15 protein-coding genes and 1 tRNA gene are annotated in these 19,591 nt (G+C 47.6%); 8 read left to right on the forward strand and 8 right to left on the reverse strand.

Translation table 11 applies throughout. The features are described 5' to 3' along the window. Positions 1-10: 10 nt before the first annotated feature. From DCC81_RS05715 to DCC81_RS05735, 5 genes are all read right to left on the reverse strand, one after another. The gene (locus DCC81_RS05715; protein ID WP_133177558.1) at positions 11-964 is read right to left on the reverse strand and encodes a DUF6048 family protein; all 954 of its coding nucleotides are present in this window, start codon (positions 962-964) and stop codon (positions 11-13) included. Further along, a complete protein-coding gene (locus DCC81_RS05720) occupies positions 936-1,430 on the reverse strand; it encodes a DUF6452 family protein (protein ID WP_133177559.1) in 495 nt (164 codons plus the stop codon). Before DCC81_RS05720 ends, DCC81_RS05715 begins: the two co-directional genes overlap by 29 nt. A 77-nt stretch (positions 1,431-1,507) precedes the next feature. Further along, a complete protein-coding gene (gene uvrA, locus DCC81_RS05725; RefSeq protein ID WP_108685610.1) occupies positions 1,508-4,381 on the reverse strand; it encodes an excinuclease ABC subunit UvrA in 2,874 nt (957 codons plus the stop codon). Positions 4,382-4,550: 169 nt separating this feature from the next. Then, complete coding sequence (fabF, locus tag DCC81_RS05730) at positions 4,551-5,810, reverse strand: beta-ketoacyl-ACP synthase II (RefSeq protein WP_108685611.1); 1,260 nt, start codon at positions 5,808-5,810, stop codon at positions 4,551-4,553. A 185-nt stretch (positions 5,811-5,995) separates the two neighbouring features. Continuing rightward, positions 5,996-7,057, reverse strand: a complete 1,062-nt coding sequence (locus tag DCC81_RS05735) for a fatty acid desaturase family protein (protein WP_108685612.1) — start codon at positions 7,055-7,057, stop codon at positions 5,996-5,998. Between the two features lie 270 nt (positions 7,058-7,327). Between DCC81_RS05735 and DCC81_RS05740 the strand changes: the two genes are divergently transcribed. The 8 genes from DCC81_RS05740 to DCC81_RS05785 all read left to right on the forward strand — a co-directional run bounded on the left by DCC81_RS05740 (position 7,328) and on the right by DCC81_RS05785 (position 16,453). Next, a tRNA-Ser gene (locus DCC81_RS05740) sits at positions 7,328-7,418 on the forward strand. Positions 7,419-7,742: 324 nt separating this feature from the next. Further along, on the forward strand, positions 7,743-9,797 hold the full coding sequence (locus tag DCC81_RS05745) for an RHS repeat-associated core domain-containing protein (protein ID WP_165806452.1): 2,055 nt from the start codon (positions 7,743-7,745) through the stop codon (positions 9,795-9,797). Between the two features lie 4 nt (positions 9,798-9,801). After that, the gene (locus tag DCC81_RS05750; RefSeq protein ID WP_108685614.1) at positions 9,802-10,182 is read left to right on the forward strand and encodes a hypothetical protein; all 381 of its coding nucleotides are present in this window, start codon (positions 9,802-9,804) and stop codon (positions 10,180-10,182) included. A gap of 759 nt (positions 10,183-10,941) precedes the next feature. Next, entirely contained in the window at positions 10,942-11,619 is a 678-nt protein-coding gene (locus DCC81_RS05765; RefSeq protein WP_108685617.1) for a hypothetical protein, read from the forward strand. A 71-nt stretch (positions 11,620-11,690) separates the two neighbouring features. Next, entirely contained in the window at positions 11,691-13,196 is a 1,506-nt protein-coding gene (locus tag DCC81_RS05770; protein WP_165806453.1) for an RHS repeat domain-containing protein, read from the forward strand. A 6-nt stretch (positions 13,197-13,202) separates the two neighbouring features. After that, complete coding sequence (locus DCC81_RS05775; RefSeq protein ID WP_133177560.1) at positions 13,203-13,676, forward strand: hypothetical protein; 474 nt, start codon at positions 13,203-13,205, stop codon at positions 13,674-13,676. Positions 13,677-14,655: 979 nt separating this feature from the next. Beyond that, positions 14,656-15,066 carry a hypothetical protein gene (locus DCC81_RS05780; RefSeq protein ID WP_133177561.1) on the forward strand — a complete coding sequence of 137 codons (411 nt, stop codon included), beginning with the start codon at positions 14,656-14,658 and terminating at the stop codon, positions 15,064-15,066. Between the two features lie 364 nt (positions 15,067-15,430). Then, positions 15,431-16,453, forward strand: coding sequence for an LLM class flavin-dependent oxidoreductase (locus DCC81_RS05785; protein WP_108685621.1), 1,023 nt, complete (start codon positions 15,431-15,433; stop codon positions 16,451-16,453). A gap of 14 nt (positions 16,454-16,467) precedes the next feature. On the opposite strand, the gene DCC81_RS05790 is transcribed toward DCC81_RS05785, so the two are convergent. From DCC81_RS05790 to DCC81_RS05805, 3 genes are all read right to left on the reverse strand, one after another. Next, on the reverse strand, positions 16,468-17,112 hold the full coding sequence (locus tag DCC81_RS05790; protein WP_133177562.1) for a low molecular weight phosphatase family protein: 645 nt from the start codon (positions 17,110-17,112) through the stop codon (positions 16,468-16,470). A gap of 493 nt (positions 17,113-17,605) precedes the next feature. Beyond that, on the reverse strand, positions 17,606-18,445 hold the full coding sequence (locus tag DCC81_RS05800; RefSeq protein ID WP_240612907.1) for an AraC family transcriptional regulator: 840 nt from the start codon (positions 18,443-18,445) through the stop codon (positions 17,606-17,608). 93 nt (positions 18,446-18,538) lie between these two features. Further along, positions 18,539-19,420, reverse strand: a complete 882-nt coding sequence (locus tag DCC81_RS05805) for an oxidoreductase (RefSeq protein ID WP_108685624.1) — start codon at positions 19,418-19,420, stop codon at positions 18,539-18,541. Positions 19,421-19,591 lie beyond the last annotated feature (171 nt).

Genomic DNA, 19,591 nt, shown 5'->3' on the forward strand with positions numbered 1-19,591 from the left:
CGCTTTTTTATTATCGTTTCGGTTCGGGCTTCGGTTTTTTCTTTTTTGGAAATGCCGGTACCGCTATTTTGTTCAGTGGTATAAGGTAAGAGATGGTGTACTGCATGTCAAACTGGTTGCGTTTGTTGCCCGTACCGTAGCCTGGTACTACCAGCGGGGGGAAGGCGCTGCCAGCCACATTGTTGATCATAATGCGGTCGTGAATGCTCCAACCCAGGAAGAAGTTATGGAAGATCTCTGCCTTGAAGCCCAGCAGCAGCTCTATCCAGTGCACGTTTACGCTGGTCTTGGGATAACTGCCGGTTACGCCGTTCTCACCGGGTTGTGCCCAGTAGTTGCCGTAAATAGTGTAGGCAGGTATTTCGTAGCTCATGTGGGCAAAGCCATAACGTGCGCCGCCGTAGAACATGTGTCTTTCAAAACCATTATTGCGCTTCAGGAAGTTCTTATCCACGCCCACGCTGATGAACATACCATTGCCCTTGTAGGTATAATTGGTATCACTGTGCTGGGTGTTGTTGTAGCCAAATTCCGCAGCCAGGTAGAGGTCTGGCTTCCAGCGGTAGTCTGCGGTGAAAGTAATGTCTGTGCGGTAAGGCTGGAAATATTTCACTACAAAGCGGCTGATGTCTATGCCCAGGCGAAGGCCGTTATCCACGATCACCATGCTGTCTGCCGGGTTATGCGGCTGTGGCCTGTGCAGGGAATCGCGGGGCTGTATGCGCCTGGTGCTGTCTGCGCGCAGGCGGCGGGTGGTGTCTGTGAGCGGGTGGTGACTGGTGTCCGGCACTACTTTGGGACGCAGGGCCTCCAGGCTGTCGCGTTGGTGCAGTTGCTGCGTGCGCCGGGTGGAGTCCAGGCTTACGGGCGGCTTATACTGCGATTTATTTACCTGGGCATGCACCGTTACGGCCACCAGCAGGCAAAGGAGCATGCTAAAAGTAAAGCGTAACGTGCGTGTCATTCGTAGTAGTGATCTTTGGTTGTAAGATATGCAGGGAGTCAATGGAGTGATTAGTACTGGTCACTGACTTCAGGCTGTAATAAGTAGTAAAGCCACAGCCGGCGGATACAAAGTGCGGCTCGCGGGAGTAAATGAGTGTGATCGTATCTGACCGGGAGGCGATGGTATCCGGCAGGATAAAAAACTTGGAAGTATCGTGCAGCGGGTCCAGGGTCAGAGAAACATAAGTAAGGTTGACGGACTGGCGTGGCTCATAGATCACATCCTTGTCCAGCGCCTTGATGGTCACTGCCGGCAGGGCCGTGTCCTGGTCCAGGTTCTTGAAAGTATTATGGTGAAGGAAGGACATTTTGAAATCACTGCGCACTGTCTGGTCGCACACCTTAGTCTGGTCTTCACAGGCCCAAAGGAACACTGGCAGCAGCAATATGTACCAAAATGATCTGATGTATGTTATACAACGCATGGGTATAAACTATTAAGCACAACAGGTAAAAGGGCAGTGCCCCTTTACCTGTCGATTTGCCCGGCAAACCTATGACTTTAATTCAACTCTTTCTTCAGAAAAATGGCGGTGTGGCTTTCCGGGCACCGGGCTACCGCTTCGGGGGTACCGGTGCAGAGGATGGTGCCGCCACCGTCTCCGCCTTCAGGGCCCAGGTCTACAATGTAGTCAGCCATTTTGATCACGTCCAGGTTGTGTTCAATCACCAGCACGGTGTTGCCACGTTCCACCAGTTTATTGAGTACGCCCAGGAGCAGTTGTATGTCCTGGAAATGCAGGCCCGTGGTGGGCTCGTCCAGGATGTAGATGGTTTTGCCGGTGTCTTTCTTGGAAAGCTCCGTGGCCAGCTTTACGCGCTGCGCCTCGCCACCACTGAGGGTTACAGCGCTCTGGCCCAGGGTAATGTAGCCCAGGCCTACGTCCTGCAGGGTTTTTACCTTGCGGTAGATGTAGGGCACCGGTTGGAAAAATTCCACGGCTTCGTCCACCGTCATGTCCAGCACATCGGAGATGGATTTGCCTTTGTAGCGGATCTCCAGGGTTTCCCGGTTGTAGCGGCGGCCGTTGCATTTTTCGCAGTGCACATATACGTCCGGCAGGAAGTTCATTTCTATCACGCGCATGCCGCCGCCTTCACACACGTCGCAGCGGCCGCTTTTCACGTTGAAGGAGAAGCGCCCGGCGTTGTAGCCGCGGATCTTGGCTTCCGGTACGGAGGCAAAGAGGGTGCGGATGTCTGTGAAAAAGCCGCAATAGGTGGCCGGGTTGCTGCGGGGCGTGCGGCCTATGGGCGATTGGTCTATCTCAATTACCTTGTCTATATGTTCCAGGCCTTTCACGCTTTTGTAGGGCATGGGCGGCGTCTTGGAATCGTAACAGTGCTGGGAAAGAATGGGGTACAGCGTTTCATTGATCAGGGTGGATTTGCCACTGCCGGATACGCCGGTTATGCAGATGAAAGTGCCCAGGGGCAGTTTCAGGTTTACATTCTTCAGATTATTGCCGGAGGCACCTTTTACCTCCAGGAAAGTACCGTTACCCTTGCGGCGGGTGTCTGGTACATGGCCGGATCGTTTGCCATTGAGGTAGCCGGCGGTGGGGGTGTCCAGCATTTGTACTTCTGCCGGGGTGCCCTGGCCTATCACGGTGCCGCCATGCTTGCCGGCGCCGGGGCCTATATCCACCAGGTGATCTGCATGCAGCATGATGTCCTTGTCGTGCTCCACCACGATCACGGTGTTGCCCATTTCCTTCAGGTTGCGCAGGGCGTCAATGAGTTGCATATTGTCGCGCTGGTGCAGGCCAATGGAGGGCTCATCCAGGATGTAGGTGATGCCCATGAGCTGGGAGCCTATCTGGGTGGCCAGGCGGATGCGCTGGCTTTCGCCCCCGCTCAGGGTGCGGGTGGGCCGGTTCAGGGTGAGGTAGGCCAGGCCTACATTCAGCAGGAAGCCGGTACGCTCGCGGATCTCCTTGAGGATATCCTTGGCAATAAGGTTCTGCTGGTTAGTGAGGCGGGTTTCAATATCCTTAAACCAGGCGGCCAGTTTGTCCAGGTTCATCTTGCCTACTTCGGCAATGTGCTTGCCATCCACTTTAAAGTAGAGGCTTTCCTTGCGCAGGCGGGTACCATTGCACACCGGGCAGGTATCCAGCTGCATAAAGCCTTCGGCCCAGCTGCGTACCTGCTCGGAAGAGGTATCGTTGAAATACCGGCGTACCATGTTCACCACGCCTTCGTACTCCGTGGCGTAGGTGGTGGTGCCGGTGGTATTATCATCAAATTCGATCTCCATATCCAGCGACCCGTTTTCGTCACCAAAGAGCAGGAGGTTGAGTGCTTTTTCATTGAGCTTCTCTACCGGTGCGGTGAGGGAGAACTTATGCTTGCGGGCCAGGGCTGCCACTTGTTTAAAGGTGAAGGTATCCTTGGCTTCGCCCAGTGGTGCGAGGGCGCCGTCGTTGATAGAAATGCTCCTGTCCGGGATGATGGCGTCCATATTGATCTGGTAAATGGTGCCCAGGCCTTTGCAGCGGGGGCAGGCGCCGTAGGGCGAGTTGAAGGAGAAGGTGTTGGGCGAAGGCTCCTCGTAGGAAATGCCTGTGTCTTCACACATCAGCTGTTTGCTGTACTGGCTTAGCTTATTGGTGTCTGCATCCAGCACAAAGAGCAGGCCCTTGCCCATGGTCAGGGCTTTCTGCACGCTCTGGGTAATGCGCACGCGCGCATCGTCTGTCACCTGTACCCGGTCTACCACCAGTTCTATGTCGTGGATCTTATAGCGGTCCACCTGCATGCGCTCCTTCATGTCCAGGATCTCCCCATCCACCCGCACTTTGAGGTAGCCCTGTTTGCGCAGTTGCTCAAACAGCTCGCGGTAGTGGCCTTTGCGGCCGCGTACCAGGGGCGCCAGTACCACCAGTTTTTTCTTCGGGTAGTTTTTGAAGATGTGGGCAATGATCTCCTCTTCGGAGAAGCGGGTCATGCGCTTGCCGGTGTTATAGGAATAAGCATCTGCAATACGGGCATAGAGCAGGCGCATAAAGTCGTAGATCTCCGTGATGGTGCCTACGGTAGAGCGCGGGTTCTTATTCGTGGTTTTCTGTTCTATGGAAATTACGGGGCTCAGGCCGGTGATCTTGTCTACATCGGGCCTTTCCATGTCGCCGATAAACTGGCGGGCGTAGGCGGAAAAGCTTTCCATGTAGCGGCGTTGGCCTTCAGCATAGATAGTATCAAATGCGAGGGATGACTTTCCGCTGCCGCTGATACCGGTGATCACCACCAGTTTGTTTTTAGGCAGCTGCAGGTCCAGGTTTTTCAGGTTATGCTCGCGTGCGCCAATGATCTCAATCTGCTCCTCCTGGATAGCGGCGGGAACAGCGTTCCGTTGCTTGTTTTGTTTTGCCATTCTCTGTTAAAATCGAGTATCGAAAGTAACGAATTTTTAGCGTACAACGTACAATGTACAACGTATAACGTACGGTTCCCGATGAGGTGGGTAAGCCCGGTGGCAGCGCTCAAAAAAAGGGCACAAGACAGACTTGTCTTGTGCCCTTGATACTGCGTACGTTGTACAATTATTTATACTTCTTAAACACCGCGATCGCATTGTGCCCGCCGAAGCCGAACGTGTTGCTCATGGCCACATTCACGGTGCGTTTTTGCGCCTGGCCCAGGGTCAGGTTGAGGCCTGAGGGGATATCGTCGCCAATGGTGGTGGTGTTGATGGTGGGCGGTATGATATCTTCCTGGGTAGCTTTCACGCAGGCGATGGCTTCAATGGCGCCGGCGGCACCCAGCAGGTGGCCGGTCATGGATTTGGTAGCGGAGATATTGAGTTTGGGAGCCAGGTCGCCAAAGAGGGTGGTAATGGCCTTCAGCTCAGATACGTCACCTACGGGAGTGGAAGTACAGTGGCCGTTGATGTAGTCTACCTCTGCCAGGGTAAGGCCGGCGTCTTCAATGGCTTCCTGCATGCCGAGGCGTGCGCCCAGGCCTTCGGGGTGGGTGGCAGTGAGGTGGTACGCATCGGCGGTCATGGCGCCGCCTACCATTTCACCATAGATCTTTGCACCACGGGCTACCGCGTGCTCATATTCTTCCAGCACGAGGGCACCGGCGCCTTCACCCATTACAAACCCATCGCGGTCTGTATCAAAGGGGCGGGAAGCGTGGGAAGGATCTTCGTTCCGGGTAGAAAGGGCCTTGATAGCATTGAAACCGGCAATACCTGCGCGGGTAATGGGGGCTTCAGAGCCGCCGGCAATGATGGCCTTGGCCTTGCCCAGGCGGATATAGTTAAAAGCGTCTACCAGGGCGCTGCTGGAAGAGGCGCAGGCAGATACGGTACAGAAGTTAATACCCATGAAACCGTATTTGAGCGCGATCTGGCCGGCGGCGATGTCAGAGATCAGCTTAATAATAAAGAAGGGGGAGAACTTCGGAACGAAGTTGGCCTGCTGGAATTCGAGGATCTGGTCTTCAAAGGTCTGCATACCGCCGTTGCCGGAGGCCCAGATCACACCGACTTTGGTCTTGTCAATGCCCCCGCTATTAAGACCGGCATCTTCCACTGCTTCGGAAGCGGCCACCATGGCGTATTGAGTGAACTGGTCCATCTTGCGGGCTTCCTTCTTTTCGATGAACTTTTCAATATCGAAGTCTTTCAGCTCACAGGCGAATTTGGTCTTAAATTCGGTGGTATCGAATTTGGTGATAGGGCCGGCTCCACTCTTGCCAGCCTTCAGGTTTTCCCAGAAAGTATTTACATCATTCCCGATCGGCGTCAGTGCTCCCAGTCCGGTTATCACTACTCTTCTCAGTGTAACAGTTCGCATAATTAAATGTTCCTTTAAAAAAAGTTTGAGCCGCAAATTTACACTTTATCTTATCATTATGCATATTCATAATGATAATACCTTATATCTTCTGCGGCCGGGCCAAAAAAAAGGCTGCGACCCGGGAAGTATTTGGGTCGCAGCTAAACGGTTTCGGGGGGCAATCCCGTGGGACGTACCCGGTACTAAGCCGCCACCGGCAATGCGATGGGGATGCGGCGGGTGCGTTCCCGCAGGAATGCGGCCACCTCTTCGTCTGTCTGGAAGCGGTTGCCAATGTTTACAAAATGCTTTGCCAGGAGGTCGTACCGCTTGCGCATGAGCCAGACAAACACGTGCAGGAAGTGGATGCCATCAAATACGATAGCGTTATGATCGGCGTATTCCTGCAGGGTCTTCTGGAAATAAGCGGGGTGCTCTGTCCAGTGCATATTATGTTTCAGGTGGTGACTGATGTGGTAACCATCGTTCCAGCACTTGTAATTGTATTTGGTATTGATGCAGGTAATGCTGTTGGTATAAGCATTATCCGGCGCTTCGGGGTTGATGAAGGCATGCTGTGCCCAGTTGCCTACCATCATGATCACGCGGGAGATGAGGAAGGGGAGGATGAACACCGCAATGGTGGCTGGTGCGTTTACGAAGCACAGGCCGATGCAGGCCAGGATGAAGAGGGACTCGCCGCGGATGGCACGGCGCGCCAGTGATTTGCGTTTTTTGCGGCCCAGGTAATAGACCAGGTCAATTACGCCGGCTATAAAAAAGCGTCCAAAATAGCGGCCAAAGTGGCTCAGGCTATCGCGCTGAAAGTCCATAGTGCTGCTTTCATCTTCCGGCATATTGTCTTCCACGTGGTGCATACCAATGTGGTGGGCAAAGTAGGTTTCCGGTGTCTGTCCAAAGAGGGGCCCCAGGGCCCAGGGCAGGTAGTGGTTCATGAAGTCGTATCGCTGTATGAACAACTTGCGGTGGCTGGTGCAGTGCAGCATGAGGCCAAAGGGGCCTTTGAATACAAAATTATTAAAGAAGGTGTAAGCGGCGGCGGCGGTCCACCAGGCGACATTATTAAGGCCGGGGATGAACAGGAGGATGGCCAGTGGCCATAAGGTGAACGTGATCTTCAGCGTAAGGTGGATGAAGGGCAGATCCCGTTGGTCACGGATAAAACGTAATAAAAACCGGTCGATGGCGGTATAGGTGCGGTTTGCATCAAACACCGGATCGGTGGTGTGGGTAAATGATTTCATAGTGTGCGTTGTAAAGTGGTGACGGCTGTGCCGGTGAATGTACCGGTCGCGTAAGAATCTTCAGCTATAGTACGTGGGGTAAGATAGGCGCAATAAGCGGTATAAAAAAGCAGCTACCGGGTGTGTAGGTATAATATGGCTGTGGTGGCGGTTATGGAGCGTGTTAATGTTTATGTAAAGTTTGATTTTTGCGTGTTTTGAGGAGAAATGAGCAAATTATTTTGTGATTTATAAATATTTCCTATTTTTGCGCTCCCTTCACGGGGAAACGGTGAGGTGCCTGAGTGGCCGAAAGGAACGGTTTGCTAAACCGTCGTACGGGCTTAAACCTGTACCGAGGGTTCGAATCCCTCCCTCACCGCAGAGTTAAAATGAAGCCTTCAAGTCTTTGGATTTGAAGGCTTTTTTGTGTTTGGAAAAGTTCGAAATTTTGATGTATGTTGTGAGCACAAGCGATGATTGCTTGCTGATTTTAACCCGAGTATAATCGCATAGTATTCCCAGTATCATGAAATGGTTATCCCTTTTGTTTGGCTTGATCTGCCTGTTTGTTTGTAATGACGGGCAGGCGCAGATGGATGTTAAAACTGATCCGTGAATTGCTCCTCTTTTAAGACAAGCTGCAAATGGGCAAGCTGACCTGGTGATATTTGGGCGAAAGCCAGCGTCTAATATGTATGTGAACATGGCGGTGCTGGATAAGACAGGTAAGCGGCTTTACTGGTTTACTTGTTATGGGGCGGTTTATGATTCGGTACAATTACATGAAGCTGAATATGCTCAAATAGCGTCCAATATTGTTGATCCTTTTAATTTCTACAAAGCGTTATGCCAGGAAAACGAGGCGTATTTCGATGATGCAACAGGGGAGTTCCGGCGGTTAGGTAAATTGGCCTTGAATGATACGAGTTATACCCGCAGGATGATTTACAATTCTACTCCGGTAAAATCTGCACATAGTACACTGCTGCAATTGATGGCTATAGAGGGACTTTTTAAAAAGCAGTGTTTAAAATTGTGTTTGTTTAACCGTCCATCTCCTTCGGCATCAAAGGGTGATGGATTTCTGCTTCGTAAGTCTCTTGCAGGAAAATCTGTAAATAAACCAGATACCACCATTTATTATGCTACCTCGCCATTAGGGTTTATTGCTAAAATTTCCTTACGCAGCCAAGATTCGTTAAAGGCGTTCGTTTATGATGGGCACGATCATGTTGTGGACAGTATGCCGCTGAAACCAGGGAAGTATGCCTATTTGTTAAAGTCAAGAGATGATGTGTTCTTGCTTTACAGAGGCTGGCTGGAGTTGCAAAGCCAGCAAGTAAGTGAAGCAATGCGTCAAACGATAGCGTTGCTTGATCGGCAAGATACGGGATTGTATATCCAAGCTTATCGCGTGGAGAATAGAAAGCAGTTGTTGATAGCACTGACGCAATTCAAGAACCAACAGCAAGATATTGAGCGTAAAATATTATCGCTGAGGCTGCCTGATGAAGAAATGGTAGACCAAATGCTTCGAAGTAATTATCCGAGTGATGCTACAGAAATAAGCTACTTGTCGGGAGGAATGGGTTTTGCCTATGTTACGGGTTATAAGCGAGGGGGTAAGACATATGAACTTACAAATCATCTTGGAAATGTGGTGGCTACAGTGAGTGACAAAAAGATGAGCGTAGACGATGGCGATGGAACGGTTGCATATTATAATGCTGATGCTGTGAATTCCAGCGATTATTACCCATTTGGTTCATTAATGCCGGGGAGGTCATATGATTCAGACAAAGCGTATCGTTATGGGTTTAATGGGAAGGAGAATGATAATGAAGTTAAAGGGGAAGGGGATCAACAGGATTATGGGATGAGGGTATATGATCCGAGGTTGGGCAGATTTTTGAGTATAGATCCATTACATTCAAAATATCCGGAACTTACACCTTTTCAGTTTGCCAGTAATAGTCCTGTCCAAGGAATAGATCTAGATGGTGAAGAATTAGTTAATAGTAATAATTCTACTCAGTTTGCTAGGCTCAACAATGGTGTATTAGTCTTGCCGGTGGTAGGTGCTAAAGTTATAGAAAGAGGAGCTATAGAATTGAGTACAAGGTTGTCGATGAATGCTGCCGGAGAGTTGATAGAAAGTTCTTCTTCGTTAGGACCAATAGCTGGCGGAGCTACATTATTTGTATGGTTGATGCTTCAACCGGCTAATGATGATGACAAGGGATCTTCTGCATCTACCCCAGACAAAATGGAAATATTTACGGATGACCCTTCCACGTTAACTGATTATTATCTGAATACTGTTAAAAGTAGAATACTGGATGGAACCGCAAAGCCATCAGATTGGAAATATAAAGAAGAGGCTGAGAAACGTGGTATTTTACCTGAGGTAAATATGAAGCCCGGCCAGTACTCTACCGCGCGCTCGATTCTAGCTAGAGCACTAAAAAGACAGGGATTGCCTAAGCTTCCAGGTAATTTTAAGGAGAAATGGGCGGAAAATGGGTATGATTATGAAGTCCGGTCGCGTGGGGCAGACAATAAAGCACCGGCCGGCTCTAATTCAGCACATGGGCAGACTTTTAGAGTGGCAAGAAGACTTCAAGGAAAGAATGAAAATGGCCAGGGAAACGGGTGGGAATATGCAGATGATAACAATAACTGGTATTCAGAAACTCAATTGAAATCTGGCAATAACCCGCAGGCAGCAAATGATACTCATATACCAGTAAATAATTGACTTTATGAATGAAAACACACTTACACTAATAAATCAGAAAGTGAAGGAGTTCGCATTTTTAGATTTTTCGATTTTTGAATACCGTCATAATGAACTTGTTATAGCGATTAGCACTGATTTCACTTATTATCACCTTTTTGAAATAAGATTCAAGAATGTTTTTTCCGTGATATGCAATACACTTTGGAGTGTGGATACACAGAAAGACGTAATTAAAGTTGTCGATTCAACAGAAGCATATGATTTAAATGTACAGTATGGAGTCGAAGTTGGTTATTCAATCTTCCAGCTTATGAATGAGGACGAATTGGAGTTATATGTAATTGCGGAATCCGTTGAATTTAGGGATCATGTCGTTAAGTATTTTGATGACAGGAATGAGTGAAATTGAGGAAGGCTGCTCGGCTAATCGGCTTAATTAATTCGGTTCGATACATTCCTTTTCAGCAGAAAAACACCGTTTTGTGTATTTTCTGTCACTAGAATGCATTCTGTAGCCAGTTTTGGGGAAGAAATTAGTCACATAATCTATCTTCCCTCCAAGGCCCGATACGATATTTAAGGTGAAACTAACTACAGTTTATAACCCCGAAAGCTGGCTCGGTGAATACCCATATTGTTTTTAAAGCCAAATGAAAATTGAAAAGGATCCTCAAAATCAATATCCAGGTAAACCAATGCTGCCCATTCAGCGGCAACTTGCTCGTCCGCGCCAACTGGTCACGTGGAAGCAGTCACAGGTGACGGAAAATTATTCGTGGAGTTCAAAAAAGGAGATATTCTTTTTAGTAATTTTAAAATTAAATAGATGTATGATCTAGTAGAATGGATGAAAGTAAGTGGCATTCAAGTCGTCCTTCAATTCTAAGAAAACGGGGAGGACATTTTTTGCGAAAACTGAGTGGGGCTTTCAAACCACGGGGCTAGAAGAGATTTTTAAATTATTCATTTTCAATAAATCCTCCTTTAAGAAGTTCGAAAGTTGTCCCGCCTGCCCCGCGGAGTAAAACGCCTTCAAGTCGAGAGATTTGGAGGCGTTTTTGTGTTTGGGAAAATATAGGATTGTACTATATATTTGAAGTGTAAGCAAAAGGATTGCTTGCGAATTTAACCCGCGTATAAATCCCGAAGTGTTTCCTGTATCATGAAATGGTTGTCCCTTTTTATTGCATTGTTTTGCCTGGTTGTCTGTCAAAATGTACAGGCACAAATAGATGTAAGAACTGATCCGCGTATTGCTCCGCTTTTAAGACAAGCTGCAAATGGCCAGCAGGACCTGGTGATATTTGGAAGGAAGCCGGCGTCTAATATGTATGTGAACATGGCGGTGCTGGATAAGACGAATAAGCGGCTTTACTGGTTTACCTGTTATGGAACTGCTTATGATTCTGTGCAATTACAGGAAACAGCCTTTATGCAGATTTCCTCAAATGCTATTGATCCTTTTAGTTTTTACAGGGCATTATGCCTTGAAAATGAGGTGTATCTGGACGATGCAGTGGCGGAATACAGGCGGTTGGGTAAACTGGCTTTAAAGGATACGAGTTATAATCGTCGGATTGTTTATAATTCCAGTACGGTAAAAGCTGCCAATAGTACATTGCAGCAACTGATGGCCTTAGAAGGTCTTTTTAAAAAGCAGTGTATAAAGCTGTGTTTATTTAATTGCCCATCTCCATCGTCTTTATCGAGGGATGATGCGTTTCTGTTTCGTAAGTCTCTCGCAGGGAAAACAATGAGTAGGCCAGATACTACTATTTATTATGCTACTTCACCATTAGGATTTATTGCCAAGATTTCCTTGTGCCGTCTGATTCGTTAAAGATGTTTGTTTACGACGGCCAGGATAAAGTTGTAGACAGTATGCCGCTGAGGCCAGGGAAATATACTTCTTTGTTAAGATCAAAGGATGATGTGTTTTTGCTTTACCGGGGCTGGTTGGAATTACAAAGCCAACAGATAAAGGAGGCGATAAGTCAGACAACAGCGCTGCTTGATCGGCAGGATACGGGATTATATGTTCAGGCTTATCGTTCGGATAATAGAAGGGAATTGTTATTGGCGGTTGCACAATTCAAAACGGAGCAACAGGACATCGAGCGTAAAATTTTAGCCTTGACGTTGCCTGATGAGGAGATGGTGGGTCATATGCTTCGGAGTAATTATTCAAGCGGGGGGACGCAAATTACCTATTTGGCTGCAGGGATGGGGTTTGCCTATACCGCGAGCAATAGTCGTGGAGAAAAGGAGTATGAACTATCAAATCACCTTGGGAATGTAATGGCTACTGTGAGGGATAGAAAGTTGGGGATAGATGGTGGTAACGGAACCATCACGTACTATAATGTGGATGTTGTAAATTCGAACGATTATTACCCATTTGGGTCTTTGATGCCTGGTCGGTCATATAGTAAAAGTGAAAAATACCGTTATGGATTTAATGGGAAGGAGAATGATAATGAGGTGAAGGGAGACGGGAATCATCAGGATTATGGAATGAGAGTGTATGACCCGAGAATTGCTAGATTCCTTAGTACAGATCCAATTGCCAAATCCTATCCAGAGTTGACACCGTATCAATTTGCCAGCAATCGACCTATTGATGGGGTTGATATAGATGGAAAGGAGTGGGGGGCAGATTCCAGATTCGTTAATACAGGTACGCCTAATTTAGCAATTGAAAATGTAATGACCGTAAGAATGAAGGTTACCAATAGTTCTAAAATTGTAACAGATCCTAACGTGATCAAATCTAGGGCAGAATTAGTAAAGACCACATTAGAGCAATCGTTTAAAAATGAAGAGTTAATATACCTGTTCGATATTCCATTTAAAGTTATAACTAAAACGGAAGTTATTTTAGACTATAGCCCTGTGAGTCCGGATGATGGTAACATAGGAATTCTGAATTTTGATGACCGTGTAAGTACCAATAAGGTTACAGTTAATACAGTAGGAAATACAACGACTACAACGACCTTGACAAGCAGTACTCCAGGGGAGACGACTGGTGCCATAAGAGACTTTACACTTAATTTAGCAATTACAATGGATGGAAAGTTGACGCCGGTAACTGACTTTGTTTCAACTACACGGCACGAGGGGGCACATTCTGGGGGGGTAAACCACCCCTGGAATTTAAAGGGAATAGAAAAGATTAATTTGCAAATGCTGGATCAGACTATAGCTCCATTCGATCGTGACAAAGTACTAAATAATTTTATGAACTCTGCTGAAAATCCAGACCTTTCGTTACTTCCGACTAAAAAGAGCCGTGATGAAATATTAAAAGAACAAATAAATGCAATGTTTTTGAAGATCAAAAAAGTCTCACCATTTTCAGGAGCCGATCTGAGATCTCCTAATAATAACGAGGCTGATAAAGCACCTAAACAATAGTAACTCATGAAAGTTATTCGTTTGGCAATTTTGTTTTTGTTTACTTCAATGTTTTCCGTGAATTGTACCTCTGGAAATAAAGTGGGAGTAAACTTGGATGGTTATCAGGAGGAGCGTATTAAATTGGGGTATGAGCGAGTAACAGATAGTGCAAGTATGATTGTACAAGGGGCTCGGGAATTGGCTGTTTTATCTTTTTTTGAGGAGTTTAATGATATCGTTGAAGTCTATCTTAATAAGAAAAAGATTGCGAGTTGGAATATTAATGATGAAAACAGGAAATATACCAGTACTGGATATTCCGGAAATGACATTGGAATTAGTCAATTTATGGAGAGCGATGTTATTACAATTAGGCTAGTGAATCAAAAAAAATACATTAAATTCAACTTACAGCCAGGATATCCTTTATACACAATTCAGCGTTATGGGGGTATTTGGTACGTTAATTTAAGGAAACAAGTAATGATATTAAAGTGAAGGTGACGCTTAAATTGAATGAGTTAGAATGGTTAATTTTTAATAAGTATTCTTTTGTGAAATTCAAACGCTCCTTGCCCGAACTGTATGCGTTACAGAAAGCCCTGAGGTCACTGAGGTTGGGAGGTCTTTTTAGTTTGTCAAATACTGGTGCCGCTCAATCTGCACATAGTATCTTATAGAAACTGATGGCCTGGTCTAGGAGCTATGGCATTATCTTTTCGGAAGTTATGGTGGTTGTCATTTAAGAACCTGTTTAAGAAATAGCTCGCCTGCGTCCAATTTTATGAAAAGGACTTAACATAATCGGTTGATCTCACGACTACATCCGAACTAAAAGGCTTACGGTATAGGTAATAGCGTATTGATTTTCAATAAATCCTCCTTTAAAAAGTTCGAAAGTTGGCCCCTCTGGCCCGCAAGCTTTAAATTAAGCCTTCAAGTCTTTGGATTTGAAGGCTTTTTTGTGCTAGAAATAGTTCGAAATTTTGATGTATGTTGTAGGCGCAAGTGATGACAGTGTTTTTTGCTCGGTGGGCATATTGACCATAACCCGTTACTACACTGCCAAAGTGTTAACAATCCGACCCCTAATTTTAGCCAAAATCTATCAACTGATGATGTTGAGGATTTCTTTAATACGTTGCCGGTAGAATTGAAGAAGGTTTTGGGCCCTAATTATTATTCTGTTCTTTTAAGCTAATTTAAGATTCTTGCGTGATCCACACTTGATAGGTATCATCGCATTTTTTCTTCTTTGATATCTTGAAAGTACTGCCTAATATTACGCGTTTTGCTATTAAAAGGCCAATGCATGTTTGGCCAACTTCGAGAGCTTCCGAAAGATAAAAATGGATTGCCAATTATCCAATAATACATTATGAAGGTCTTTTTAGTAAGTGTTTGCTTTTTATCGTTTAATGCATGTGTTCAGAAGAACAATGTAAATGAGAAAAATGGTTTAAAACAGCGGAGTTCAATGAAAACGAAGGATCATTTACAGACAACACAAGCGAACATTAGATCAACTGATACGACTGTTTCTTTTTCTATCGATGGCCTTAGTTCGGAAGGAAGTGAAGCTAGCGTACATTATGTTAATGGAAGAATAAGCACTGCCAAGTGGAGTATTTTTGGGGAAACGGGCCAACTATTTATTGAGTATAAATTTTTAACAGATGGTACTGTTAAAGCAAGTGAAAAAAAATATGAGTATAAGACTGATTTGACGTCCGTTAGTTCTGATAGTGATATGGAACTTATAAGTTCATTTTGTTGTACTTTGGATACGAATGGAATACTTCGATCCAAACCTAATGCTAGAGGATTTGTAGATGTGTTTGCAGCCTTTAAAAAGGCTGTTCCATTTGAATTAAAGCATTTAAGGTAAACTGGCGTCTTGAAATATATTTAAAGTGATTTTCTTTCGACTTGTTTGCTCCTTCGAATCGGTATAAAGTATAAAGGATACCGAATTTGAAAACGAATTGATTTTCAATAGATCTTTTCAGTTAAGGTGGCGTTCACGTTATCTCTAGCCAATGCTTGATGTCATAAATCGTTCCATCAGTGGCCGCAGCAAACGGGTATGTTTGGAAAGAACACCATCAGCCTTCCATTTAAAAGCTGTTGCTTCCCACGCTGCAAGCTTAAATAATGCAAATGGTTTTTACATGAAAGATTAGGGTATTTCAACCAACATGACCCTCATACCATCAATAATGTCCCTATTTTTGTAACTACAAAGAGACCACATGAAGAAAATAGGATTCTTATCGTTCGGGCATTGGTCCAATCACCCCGCCTATCAAACCCGTACGGCGGCCGATACCCTGTTACAGTCCATCGACCTGGCCGTGGCGGCGGAAGCAATAGGCTTGGATGGTGCCTATTTCCGGGTGCACCATTTCGCGGCACAATTAGCATCCCCCTTTCCTTTGCTATCCGCCATCGGCGCCAGGACAAACAAGATAGAGATCGGAACGGGTGTGATTGACATGCGGTATGAAAATCCACTTTACATGGTGGAAGACGCCGGTGCGGCCGACCTCATTTCTGGCGGGCGGTTGCAACTGGGCATCAGCAGAGGGTCGCCCGAACAGGTAATTGACGGGTGGCGTTATTTTGGTTATGAACCCGCCGAAGGAGAAACGGATGCAGACATGGGCCGCAGGAAAGCATTGCAATTCCTGGATAAGCTCCGTGGCGTTGGATTTGCAAAACCCAATCCCAATCCCATGTTTCCCAATCCACCGGGCTTATTACGGTTAGAACCGCATTCCCCGGGATTGCGGGAACGCATCTGGTGGGGCGCGGGTACCAATGCGACCGCCATCTGGGCCGCCGAAAACGGGATGCACCTGCAAAGCTCCACGCTGAAGATGGACGAAAGCGGTAAGCCATTTCATGTTCAACAGGCGGAGCAGATCAGGTTGTATAAGCAGGCATGGAAAACAGCCGGGCATCAGCGGGAGCCAAGGGTTTCCGTAAGCCGGTCCATCTTTCCGCTGATGACTGAACAGGACCGGTATCTATTTGGACGGGATAGTAACAGCGTTGATAAAATTGGTTTTCTTGACAGTGATCAACGCGCCATTTTTGGAAGGAGCTATGCCGGAGAACCCGACCAGCTTATTAAGGAACTGGCAAAGGATGAGGCCATCCAGGAAGCAGACACCCTGTTGTTAACGATACCCAATACGCTGGGAGTGGAATATAATGTCCATATCCTTTCGGCTATCCTGGAGCATGTGGCACCCGGCTTGGGCTGGCGTTAAATACTAAAAGCCCCCTACCCGTTAGCAACTTTCTCTGCCACCAACGAAAAGGTGTACAGCACCTCTGTCGCGATCTCTTTACAACGCTGGCTGTACACCTGCGCCTGATTAGGTTTCCCATCTGCCTCTTTGGGGTCCTCATATGGCGTTGCCACCCGCAGGCTGGCCCCGGCTACAAACGGGCAGTTATCATCTGCATGTGCGCACGTCATCACTGCAATAAAATGATCTGCCGGGTTGGGCGGGTCCATGTATCTTTTTGAAAACGCCTCCACAGGCGCTTCTTCGGCGGAGTAGGCAACGGAATAATGTGGGTTGGGTGATACCTCCGGGCCTGTTATCTTAAAACCTGCATCTGCCAGCGCTTGGATGGCATTGGGATTGAACGCGGTGATTGCTGTGCCGCCGGAGTAAGTGGCAACGCCCGGTATATTGTAATAAGCGGCAGCAGCGGCGGCCCACAACTGGCCCATGTGGCTCCTGCGGGAGTTATGGGTACATACATAGATCAGTGCTGCGTGCCCGGTTTTATCCAGCGCATCAATAACACCATCTGCAATCTGGCGGAGCAACGCTTTGCGCTGCAGGGAAATCTGTTCAAAATCGTTGGCTGCATCCGCAAGATAGTGGGCCAGCTTCGGAAAAAGGGGAGTGGTCATAGCAATCGTTTTATACTTCAGCAGCAATAGGGTTATCCTTGTAATATTTTCCACCGCAGCCGCATGGCTACATACCATGCACAATGAGGGCCGGTACTGCTACCAGCTACTGTCTGGTGAGTAACACCCAACTTGCTGAGAATTATATCGCAATATTACGATGAAAGAATGCAATCCTCCAAAAATATTTTTACCACCCACACTTCATTTTATAATGAACCATGCACAAAGTAGGATGCCCTACCTTTATCCGGAAGCCGATATGGCAAAAGTGGCGCAACAAGGCCGGCACCGCTATGATGCATTGGCGCATCCCGTGGTGGCCTATGTCCTGGAATCGCTGGGCAGTCTGGCAAACTGGGCGCGAGGCTGCTGGAGGAATGGGTGCATAAACAATAGTTCCGCCGTGTGCAGTTTTCAAGGGAACTGGTAGTCACGGCAAAGGGGCGTAAGGAAATGTTATCGCAACTGGGCATTGCCACTGTAATAAACATTACGCCCTGGAAGCCCCTACATGTGAAGGCGTAATGCCAAACGCTTTCTTAAAGGCAAAGGAGAAATGCGACAGGTCTTTGAAGCCTACTTCCAGGTATACGTCGGAAGAGCGCCAGCCTTTTTCTTTCAGCAGGTAATAAGCATCCTGCAGGCGTTTTTGCTGCAGCCATTTGTTAGGCGATGCATGAAAGATCTTTTCAAAATCCCGCTTGAACGATGCCAGGCTCCGGCCGGTGAGGTAAGCAAAGCGGTTCAGGTCTACATTGTATTTGTAGTGGGTATTCATAAAACCTTCCAGGTCCAGCTTACCGGGCGGACTGAAATCAAACAGGAAATTTTTCAGGGAAGGATTTAATTGCAGCAGTATCATAGCGGCTTCCTTTACCTTGATGGCGGCCAGCGTGGGGTTGATGTCGCCATTGCGGTTCAGGTAAGGCTTCAGCGATTCAATGTAGTTACTGAGCATGGCATTTACCGGCAGGCGCAGCATAGTATCGCCGGTCCAGGGCTGGTCCATTTCCTGGTGCAATTCTGCCGCCAGGCTACGCAGGGTTTGTTCGTCCAGTGAAATGGATACGGATTCATACACGCCGTCCGGGGGCGGGGTTTTGGTATATCGGCCCAGTTGGTTCCTGCGGTACAGGAAAAGGTCGCCCGCTTTCATGGTGAAGGTCTTATCACCCACCGTAATATCAGACTGGCCGGCTATGGTGTAGCTAAGCACATGGCTGGGCGCAAAGCTCTCTCCTTCCCGCACTTTCTGGTAGTAGCAGTTATAAAAAATATGCGGTAAATATTCAGGTATTGTGTTCTCCCCCATGATCTCAAATTTAAGCATTCCTGCATGGTTAAATTGGCAGACGGTTAAATTGTACAACAACCTAACCATCTGCCAATATCATATCCTGCGGATCCTTCCGCTTCTACCCAACTAGATCTTATCCTGCAAGGCTTTAAAAATGGTGCTCTCGGAAAAGTTGCCGGCATCGTCGTGGTCAGTAGTGAGACTCACAGCGGCCCATTTTTCCATCTCTGTATCGCGGGTGTTATTGGCTTGCCTGAGCATGGTCAGGGCGTCACTGCCCAACACCAGGTGTACAGGAGGCTCCGGGTTTTCCACGAGGTCCAGCATTACTTTGGCGGCTTTGTCGGGATCGCCCTGGGGAGTGAAGAGATTATTGCGCAGCACGTTGATCATTACGCCCACCGTGCTTTCATAACCAGGAATTTCAGGGGCGAAGCTCATGGAGCCGGTGGCCCATTCTGTGCGGAAACCGCCGGGCTCTATACTGGTCACAAAAATGCCCAGGGGGGCTACTTCCTTGGCCAGCGCCTCGGAGAAGCCGGCCAGGCCAAACTTGGCTGCCTGGTAAATGGATAGGCCGGGATTGCCCTGGCGGCCCCCAATGGAGCTGATCTGCAGGATGCGGCCACTCCGCTGCTGGCGCATGTATGGCAGCACCAGGCGGGTAATGTCAATGGGGGCGTACAGGTTAGTGGCCAGCTGGCTTTGTACCTGTTCTTCGGAATAAGCCTCCGTGGCGCCGGTAATGCCAAAACCGGCATTGTTCACCAGCACATCTATACGGCCAAAACGGGTAATGGTAGCGGTAATACCGGCCTTGGCGCGGGTATGGTCCGTTACGTCCAGCTCCAGGGGCAGCAGTTGTTCCGGGTATTGCGCAGCCAGTTCGTCCAGCTGGGTGAGATTACGTACGGTGGCGGCCACCTGGTGGCCTGCTTTCAGGGCAGCCTGGGTGAGGCTGCGGCCCAGGCCTTTGGAGGCACCGGTGATAAACCAAACTTTGCTCATAATGTTCGTTTTTATACGTGCAAAGTAAGGCCACTTGCGGCCGCAGAATTTTGTTAGAAAGCTCAGTTTTGTTTGTTAAACGGCTCACCCGGGCACGTGATGCCTGCCCCCCGCTTTAGTGAGCCGTGCCTGACGCATAAAATGTACAGGTGCTTACATGCCCCTGCAATT

The organism is Chitinophaga parva (genome assembly GCF_003071345.1).
Classification (GTDB): Bacteria; Bacteroidota; Bacteroidia; order Chitinophagales; family Chitinophagaceae; genus Chitinophaga; species Chitinophaga parva.

Coding starts and splice junctions, on each gene's coding strand:
- DCC81_RS05715 (WP_133177558.1), bottom strand. CDS start 964: ATGACACGCACGTTACGCTTTACTTTTAGCATGCTCCTTTGCCTGCTG.
- DCC81_RS05720 (WP_133177559.1), bottom strand. CDS start 1,430: ATGCGTTGTATAACATACATCAGATCATTTTGGTACATATTGCTGCTG.
- uvrA (WP_108685610.1), bottom strand. CDS start 4,381: ATGGCAAAACAAAACAAGCAACGGAACGCTGTTCCCGCCGCTATCCAG.
- fabF (WP_108685611.1), bottom strand. CDS start 5,810: ATGCGAACTGTTACACTGAGAAGAGTAGTGATAACCGGACTGGGAGCA.
- DCC81_RS05735 (WP_108685612.1), bottom strand. CDS start 7,057: ATGAAATCATTTACCCACACCACCGATCCGGTGTTTGATGCAAACCGC.
- DCC81_RS05745 (WP_165806452.1), top strand. CDS start 7,743: ATGGCGGTGCTGGATAAGACAGGTAAGCGGCTTTACTGGTTTACTTGT.
- DCC81_RS05750 (WP_108685614.1), top strand. CDS start 9,802: ATGAATGAAAACACACTTACACTAATAAATCAGAAAGTGAAGGAGTTC.
- DCC81_RS05765 (WP_108685617.1), top strand. CDS start 10,942: ATGAAATGGTTGTCCCTTTTTATTGCATTGTTTTGCCTGGTTGTCTGT.
- DCC81_RS05775 (WP_133177560.1), top strand. CDS start 13,203: ATGAAAGTTATTCGTTTGGCAATTTTGTTTTTGTTTACTTCAATGTTT.
- DCC81_RS05780 (WP_133177561.1), top strand. CDS start 14,656: ATGAAAACGAAGGATCATTTACAGACAACACAAGCGAACATTAGATCA.
- DCC81_RS05785 (WP_108685621.1), top strand. CDS start 15,431: ATGAAGAAAATAGGATTCTTATCGTTCGGGCATTGGTCCAATCACCCC.
- DCC81_RS05790 (WP_133177562.1), bottom strand. CDS start 17,112: ATGACCACTCCCCTTTTTCCGAAGCTGGCCCACTATCTTGCGGATGCA.
- DCC81_RS05800 (WP_240612907.1), bottom strand. CDS start 18,445: ATGCTTAAATTTGAGATCATGGGGGAGAACACAATACCTGAATATTTA.
- DCC81_RS05805 (WP_108685624.1), bottom strand. CDS start 19,420: ATGAGCAAAGTTTGGTTTATCACCGGTGCCTCCAAAGGCCTGGGCCGC.